At 40.6% G+C, this 6,533-nt stretch carries 7 protein-coding genes; 3 read left to right on the top strand and 4 right to left on the bottom strand.

Features of this window, described 5'->3' with window-relative positions; all coding sequences use genetic code 11:
* On the top strand, positions 1-283 hold a 283-nt coding region (locus tag B4K11_RS15455), incomplete at its 5' end, for a GAF domain-containing protein (RefSeq protein WP_349680090.1).
* Positions 284-392: 109 nt separating this feature from the next.
* Positions 393-809: a phosphoenolpyruvate-utilizing N-terminal domain-containing protein gene (locus B4K11_RS15450; protein WP_349680091.1), complete on the top strand. Its 417-nt coding sequence runs from the start codon at positions 393-395 to the stop codon at positions 807-809.
* A gap of 53 nt (positions 810-862) precedes the next feature.
* Here the strand turns inward: B4K11_RS15450 and B4K11_RS15445 are convergent, their stop codons facing one another.
* The gene (locus tag B4K11_RS15445) at positions 863-1,333 is read right to left on the bottom strand and encodes a hypothetical protein (protein WP_292955892.1); all 471 of its coding nucleotides are present in this window, start codon (positions 1,331-1,333) and stop codon (positions 863-865) included.
* 311 nt (positions 1,334-1,644) lie between these two features.
* Positions 1,645-3,951, bottom strand: coding sequence for a hypothetical protein (locus B4K11_RS15440; protein WP_292955895.1), 2,307 nt, complete (start codon positions 3,949-3,951; stop codon positions 1,645-1,647).
* Positions 3,952-4,259: 308 nt separating this feature from the next.
* Between B4K11_RS15440 and B4K11_RS15435 the strand changes: the two genes are divergently transcribed.
* A complete protein-coding gene (locus B4K11_RS15435; RefSeq protein ID WP_292955898.1) occupies positions 4,260-4,769 on the top strand; it encodes a helix-turn-helix transcriptional regulator in 510 nt (169 codons plus the stop codon).
* Positions 4,770-4,786: 17 nt separating this feature from the next.
* On the opposite strand, the gene B4K11_RS15430 is transcribed toward B4K11_RS15435, so the two are convergent.
* On the bottom strand, positions 4,787-4,978 hold the full coding sequence (locus tag B4K11_RS15430) for a hypothetical protein (protein ID WP_292955901.1): 192 nt from the start codon (positions 4,976-4,978) through the stop codon (positions 4,787-4,789).
* A 250-nt stretch (positions 4,979-5,228) separates the two neighbouring features.
* On the bottom strand, positions 5,229-6,245 hold the full coding sequence (locus B4K11_RS15425) for a zinc-dependent alcohol dehydrogenase family protein (RefSeq protein ID WP_292955904.1): 1,017 nt from the start codon (positions 6,243-6,245) through the stop codon (positions 5,229-5,231).
* Positions 6,246-6,533: the final 288 nt, after the last annotated feature.

The raw sequence follows: 6,533 nt of genomic DNA, 5'->3' as shown, positions 1-6,533 counted from the left end.
AGAGAGTAAGTCAGTCGTAAATGTTGCTAATGCAGTGAAGGAAGATGCATTTGAATTTGTTCCTTCAACTGGGGAATTACGTTTTAAAAGTTTCTGTGCCGTTCCACTGATTAAACAAGGCGTTTCTCTCGGCGGGTTAGTTGTGCAGTCAAAAAAAGCAGGCGTACTAGCACCTCATTTGGAAGCTTTATTAGTCGCTATAGCTGCCCAGTTATCTTGGCTAATTCCTAATCAGACCGTTTTGGAAAAAATCAAATCACAATATCTCTATTCAAGGCCTTAAAGGATCAGCAGGTATCACTGTAGGAGGAGTCCATTTGTTGAACTTGCCTACTCTAGAACACGTTAAATTTGAAAGTGGGGCTGACTTTAATCAGACTCAAATGGAATAGATTCGTGTTAACTCACTGGTTAAAACTCAGCTAAAAGAGGAAAAGGAAAAGGTTGTTAGGCAAAGCGTTGATGGTGAGATTCTTGGTATCTTCGAGATATATCAGCTTCTTTTAGAAGATAGTGCTTTTAATCACTCTCTTGAGAATGAATTATCGAGTGGAATGACTCGCAGTGCTATCAAAAAAACGGTTATGGGTATTGTAGAGACCTTTGAGGCAATGGATGATGAATACTTGGCTTCACGTGCCGAAGATATGCTTCATTTAGGTAATAAGGTTGTCCGTGCGATCTATGAACTTGAGGGTAAGAAATTACATAGTATCACTGATAAGCAGATTATTTTGTTTGGAAACGAAGTCAGTGTTTCTGATATCGCACTATTTGGTGGGGACCAAATACTATGTCCTGCTTTTTAATCTTCATTTGAGTCACATTTAGCTCGTGGGTTACCTAACCTACGGCGGCATTTTTAAGCGTCACAACTAAGAGAATTAACTTCTCTGTTTTTTGCATCGAAATCACTCATCAGTTTCAAAAAATCGGGATCTGATAGTACGGCTTTTCTGAATGTCTGATGAAAGTCATTATTCGCGCCCTGAGCAGGTTTAGATATGAGTTGCTGGTACTCAGAGGTGAGGGCTTCAAATTCAGGACTGCGCCGTATGAGCTCAGATTCTAGTTCAGGGGATAGATCTATCCATTGGTTAATACTTCCCCAGTGACTGACTTTCTCAGGAAAATTATCAAATGCAATACTTACTGCCAGTTTACGGCGCTCTATAGCGATGAGTTGGACATTTTTGTATTGATTAATGCGCTCTATATGATCAGGAAGAAGCTTTATCGCGACGTCTGCACTGTCATTTTGCCAGTCAATTTGTGCTTGGGTGTAAAGGTTATATTTTTCTACACAGCTTAAAGACGCAGCATGTGTATTCAAGGAACTTCCTAAGGTAGTGAGTGTGGTTAAATAGATTAGAGTTTTTAATTTCTGCACTGACATGAATGACCTTATGTATAGCTGTTCAACTGGGTGTCATAATAAAACATTATGAGAAATGTAGCATGAGAGAGATCTCAGTGAGAAGTGTATTTGCTTCTGCGTTTGCTTAGGGAATGCTGGCAGTACTTTCTGAACTCTAAAGTGTGGATCAACATAGTTCTGTTGAGGTTTATAGAACTAACCGCCCCTAACGGGATGGTTAGTTCTAGGAAAATATTGATAGTTGAGTGGGTTACTCGTTTATATAGTTACTCGTTTATATAGTTACCATGACACATCGTACAGCTGACTTTAGCTCCTTTTGGAATCGTTGGTCGTTGATCTTCACGAGAACAAAGCGTTCCTTTTTCATCTTTACAGAGGCCTACGCGGTTCTGTGCGGCTTTAGATAGAACGGTGCCTTCTCCATTTTTACCATGGCATGTTTTACACGCCCCTCCATTGTGTTCGGCAAGCTCTTTATGATCTTTTGTCCATGTTTGATTGTTGACTGGGTGCATACCATGGGGCCCTTTTAATGTTAGGCCTAGGCTACCTTCGTTATGGCAAGTATCGCATTCGATTAGTGTTCCTGCGTGTCCTTGAAGATCAATTGCATTTTGATTGTCATTGGAAAGTGCTAGAGGGTTAGGCCATATTGCATGGGTGCTTCCATGGCAGCCTTCACACATAACCCCTCCATGCCCTTTACTTAAGCGATAAAGGTGGTTCTTGTTATCTGAATCCATGGTTTCAGCAAAACGTCTATTAATCGCCATAATCGGTTCAGCGCGAACGTCCCCTTTTCGATACGCTTGTAATAACCTAATACCGTCATCTGCTTTAATAACATTGCTACTATTCGCTAGATTATCGGTGGCATCGCCTGTATGACATGATTGACATCCGGGCTCGTGGGCCCATGGAACACGTTTTCCATCCCCATTTGTAAAATCATCGCCTATTTGTGCCATATTACCGTGACAATCTTGGCAAACTGTACCGCTTTTGGTCATCGCACCTCGCATGCATTGTGCGCGTTTACCTGGATGACATGCGTAGCAAGTTTCTTGTAGTACTTCACGCGCTTCTATGATGCTTCTTTTATTGCCGAATTCATCAATAGGAGGTGGCATCTCTGGGAATTCACCTGTTTCTGCATGATGTTTGTGCATAACACTAGACATTGAATTGTGATCGAGTTGTTCTTTTCCTGCATCGTTGGATGGACCGATTTGTGCAAGATCTAATGCGGGTGAATAATGACAGGTCGCGCAAACAACAGGGCGCTGGTTATTAAGATTGGTTGCATGTTTTGCATCGTGTAGTAAAAGGATATTAATTTTGGATGTATTCAATACTCGCTCAAGATCTGACGCGCCGGGAACCCCTGTAGTATCCGTTAGAGGTTCAAAGTCTTCTAAATCGACAAAGTCTGAGGCTATGCCGTTGCATGTAAAGCTAACGGTGCTGCCAGCCTCATCGCAGATCTCTTGGTTGGCGTGGCAGCTTTGACAGTCAGCTTCAGATGCGACGGGAAGAGTGGTGCGAACACTTGAGAGTTCGTTGTTTGGGTCATTTGGATCCTCTCCTTTTTTAACCGAGAGTACTTTCATTAATGGATAGGGGTTTTCCCAGCTATTATCAGTGACAGGAAGGATAGGAATACCTTCTGCAGTATGCCGGTTTAGCTCACTGGCTATATAGCCAAAAGGGTATTGAGTAAAGAAGGGAAAGTCTTGAACATAACCTGCGAATTTCTGTGGCTCATTATTTAAACCAGGCATATCTTGTTGATGTGCAGTAAGTGTACCGTCTCCCAAATAGAGTCGCTCTACATTAGGAGCAGGTAACCCTTTATCTTGAGGGGGAGCATTTTCAATATCGACTAACCCGTGATAGAAGGGGTTGTAGGCTTGACCTCCGAGTACTTTATTGGGGGCTGTTTGCTCCCAAAAATTACTTTTATAAACCACGCTAGGAATATTTTTACTGGTAGTTGTAATTGTTTCAACAGGCCCTTCTGTGGTGTGTAATATTGAAGGGGCCGCTTTGTAATATACATCGACCTTATCTAGATTCATTATTTTAGGGTTTTGGTACTTATTCCCCTTTTTTATCACTTGAGAGTGAAGGACGTTGTAAGGGGGTAAAATAGAGAATATTTGATAGTCTAAATCGGCGCAGTGCATACCTAAGTCATTGATAGCAAGAGTGACATATTGGTCATTGTTATTAGGTTCTCCCGAGCTCCCGCAGCCATTTAGGACGGTTGCTGAGTCCTTTTTTCTTTTAGCGGTTGCCGTGACTTTACATGGTGATTTAGTTAGTCCTGTTCTTGTTAATTCCCATGTGCCGTCAGCTTTACTACGTATTCGACCGATGAGTGTTTTTGTAAAAGAGTTCTTGATGGTTACTCGTGTTGTATCCGGTGCGACTCCTTTGAGGCTCAATGTGGCGTTAGTGCTCGTCCAAATAGCTTCTTGAATTTGGATATCAGCAGCAATTACGTGAGTGCTTAGCAAGTAGAGGTAAACTAAGGCTAAGGTAGAGATGTTGAAGCTGGACCGTTTCATATCTGCTCCCCTTTAAGGTTTTGTAGCAATAGGATATCGCTTCAAACTGAAACAAAGCTTAAAAATCAGAAGCAGGACTACATTCAGTCATAGAGTATTTGTGTATGGGTTAGTTAATGGTTGGCACTATTCATTAGCCTTCATGGCGGATATTTTTGGTCTTAATAACCATGCAGACTATAATGAATTATCCGTTGATTCTCTGTGAATAGGTAGGGAGCAGATGTTCCATTGGTACTTACTTAACGTTGTTTTTTATGAATAGAGAACAATTTCTGCGAGTTTAAGGGATATATTGGGAGTAAGGATTGAGTAAAACTATCGAGGCACGGTTGATCTGTTGTTATCTAATTTTGATTACGATTATCGTGAGTCATGATCTTTTAGATGAATATGAAGCGTTAACAGACGGCAATTTGATATGGCATATATTGTTAGAGCTGATGCTTCTTCTGTTGTCTATATGTGGAATATTGTACTTATTAAAAAAGAGCTTGGTGGAGCGATCTGCTAAAGAGCAATTTCTGACAGAGCTTGATAAAGCGAAACTTCAGTTAGAAAAAGTCAGTGAGCAGTTAAATGAAGGTAAAAGGGATTTTATAAAGTTAATTAATTGGCAATTTAATGAGTGGTGTTTGTCTCCTTGTGAAAAGGAAATAGGCTTTTTTCTTCTTAAGGGACTGAGTTTTGAGGAAATCGCTACTATTAGAAATACAAGTGCCAGAACAGCGAGAAAACAGGCAACCTCAATATACTCTAAGGCGGGTCTACACAACCGCAATGAGTTCGCGGCATGGTTTCTGGAGGACCTTCTTTAGAAATCCTCAAAAGTGAATTAGTTGATACTATAAAACCTATTACTGAGTTCTTTTTGTAGTTGTTCGGCTTTATGAAGAAGTTGTTCCGAGCGCTGAAGCGCTTCTTTCAAATTATTTGAGCAGCGGTAGTTTTCCTTGAACGGTTGTTCTTGGATATTGCAGCTAGTTAAGTTCTGTTTTTCATCGCTGTTAGGGCTGTCTTTAATCATGCTCTGTACCGGCCTAGGTATTAATGCTTACAACCATAGTACATGTATTTTTTTCTGCAAGATATATTCGTAATAATTACTACTTATGTGCTGTTTTTTTCTAAATTTTTGTTTTTTATCAGTTTTAATTTGTTTTTTTTGATTCTAAAGTCTAAGAAGTGAGGGCGCCAGGAAGAGGTTACGGTCTAAAAAAGAGATCTATTTTAGACCGTATGGGTCATGTTTTATGCCTATCAATTTACGGCGAAGGTTATGAGTCTGCTTCTATTACTACTTTGCCAAAATGTTTGGCTTGCGCCATCCACTGGTATGCGTCTTGTGCATTGGAAAAACTGAAGCTCTTATCAATCTGTGGGCGAATGTTGTGTGTTTCGACGGCATTAAGTAATTGTTTCAGCATCTCAGTACTACCGACATAAATACCTTGAATACGTAGTAGGTTGAAAATAGTCATGAGGCTCATGCTTGGGCTTTCTAGACCACTTAAAATGCCGATAACTGAGATAACTCCGTTGGTTTTTGCGCAGGCTGACGATTTTTCGAAGGTTCCTGCTCCGCCTACTTCTAAAACATTATCTACACCTTGACCGTCGGTGATTCTAAGCACTTCTTCTTCCCAGTTAGGGTGCGTTTTATAATTGATTGTATGGTCTGCCCCTAAGCTGCGAGCTTGAGCAAGTTTTTCGTCGCTTGAAGATGTGATGATGACATTTGCGTTTAGGGCTTTTGCTATTTGTAATCCAAATATTGAAACGCCGCCTGTACCCAAGAGTAGTACTGTATCATTAGGTTTTAGTTCTCCGACAGAAACAAGTGCGTGCCAAGCCGTTGTTGCTGCACAAGGCAGAGTGGCCGCTTCTGCATAGGATAAGCAATCAGGTATTTTTACAGTACATTTTGATTTAAGTATGAAATACTCCGCAAGAACGCCATTTATACTTCCTCCTAAGGCTGAATTAAGGCCTGCGTCATTTATCTGTCCTTTTTCCCAATCTTGGAAGAAGTTCCCTAGTACACGATCACCGGGTTGAAAGTCAGTCACGGATGAACCTACAGCGACAACTTCCCCAGCTCCGTCAGATAACGGAGTGATGGGCCGAATATCATTTCTTACATACCCACCCATAGTGATTAGAATATCGCGATAGTTTAATGAGCAGGCTTTCATTTTGACGAGTACTTCATCAGGACCTGGTGTGGGCGTGTCTATCTCTACTTTTTGTAAAGCGTCAATGCCATCGGGTGTGATTACTTGATATGCCTGCATTATTCTCTCCAAAAGAATTAGTATTTAGATACACCTTGCTAGAATGATGAGCCCTTATTAGAACAAGCTTTTTAAAGCAAAGAATAGATTGTTGGATATGTATTTATCGATTTAAAGGTATTTTTACTAAGTTGAATAGTCGTATCTTAGAAAATTTAAATTTTTTTAGGTTTTTATTCTGTTTTTTGAAAAAGGGGCTTGCTTCGTTAGCTAAAAATCCCTAAGATTCGCGTCCTCAGTGCCGGTATAGCTCAGTTGGTAGAGCAACTGACTTGTAATCAGTAGGTC

It is taken from the genome of Neptuniibacter sp. UBA6509 (assembly GCA_002435145.1).
Taxonomy (GTDB): Bacteria; Pseudomonadota; Gammaproteobacteria; order Pseudomonadales; family Balneatricaceae; genus Neptuniibacter.
The sequence above is the reverse complement of the archived record's forward strand: the minus strand, read 5'-3'. Positions and strand labels throughout refer to the sequence as shown.

What these genes read in the sequence shown, in the direction of transcription:
- B4K11_RS15440 (WP_292955895.1), bottom strand. Translation starts at nt 3,951, where the DNA reads ATGAAACGGTCCAGCTTCAACATCTCTACCTTAGCCTTAGTTTACCTC.
- B4K11_RS15430 (WP_292955901.1), bottom strand. Translation starts at nt 4,978, where the DNA reads ATGATTAAAGACAGCCCTAACAGCGATGAAAAACAGAACTTAACTAGC.
- B4K11_RS15425 (WP_292955904.1), bottom strand. Translation starts at nt 6,245, where the DNA reads ATGCAGGCATATCAAGTAATCACACCCGATGGCATTGACGCTTTACAA.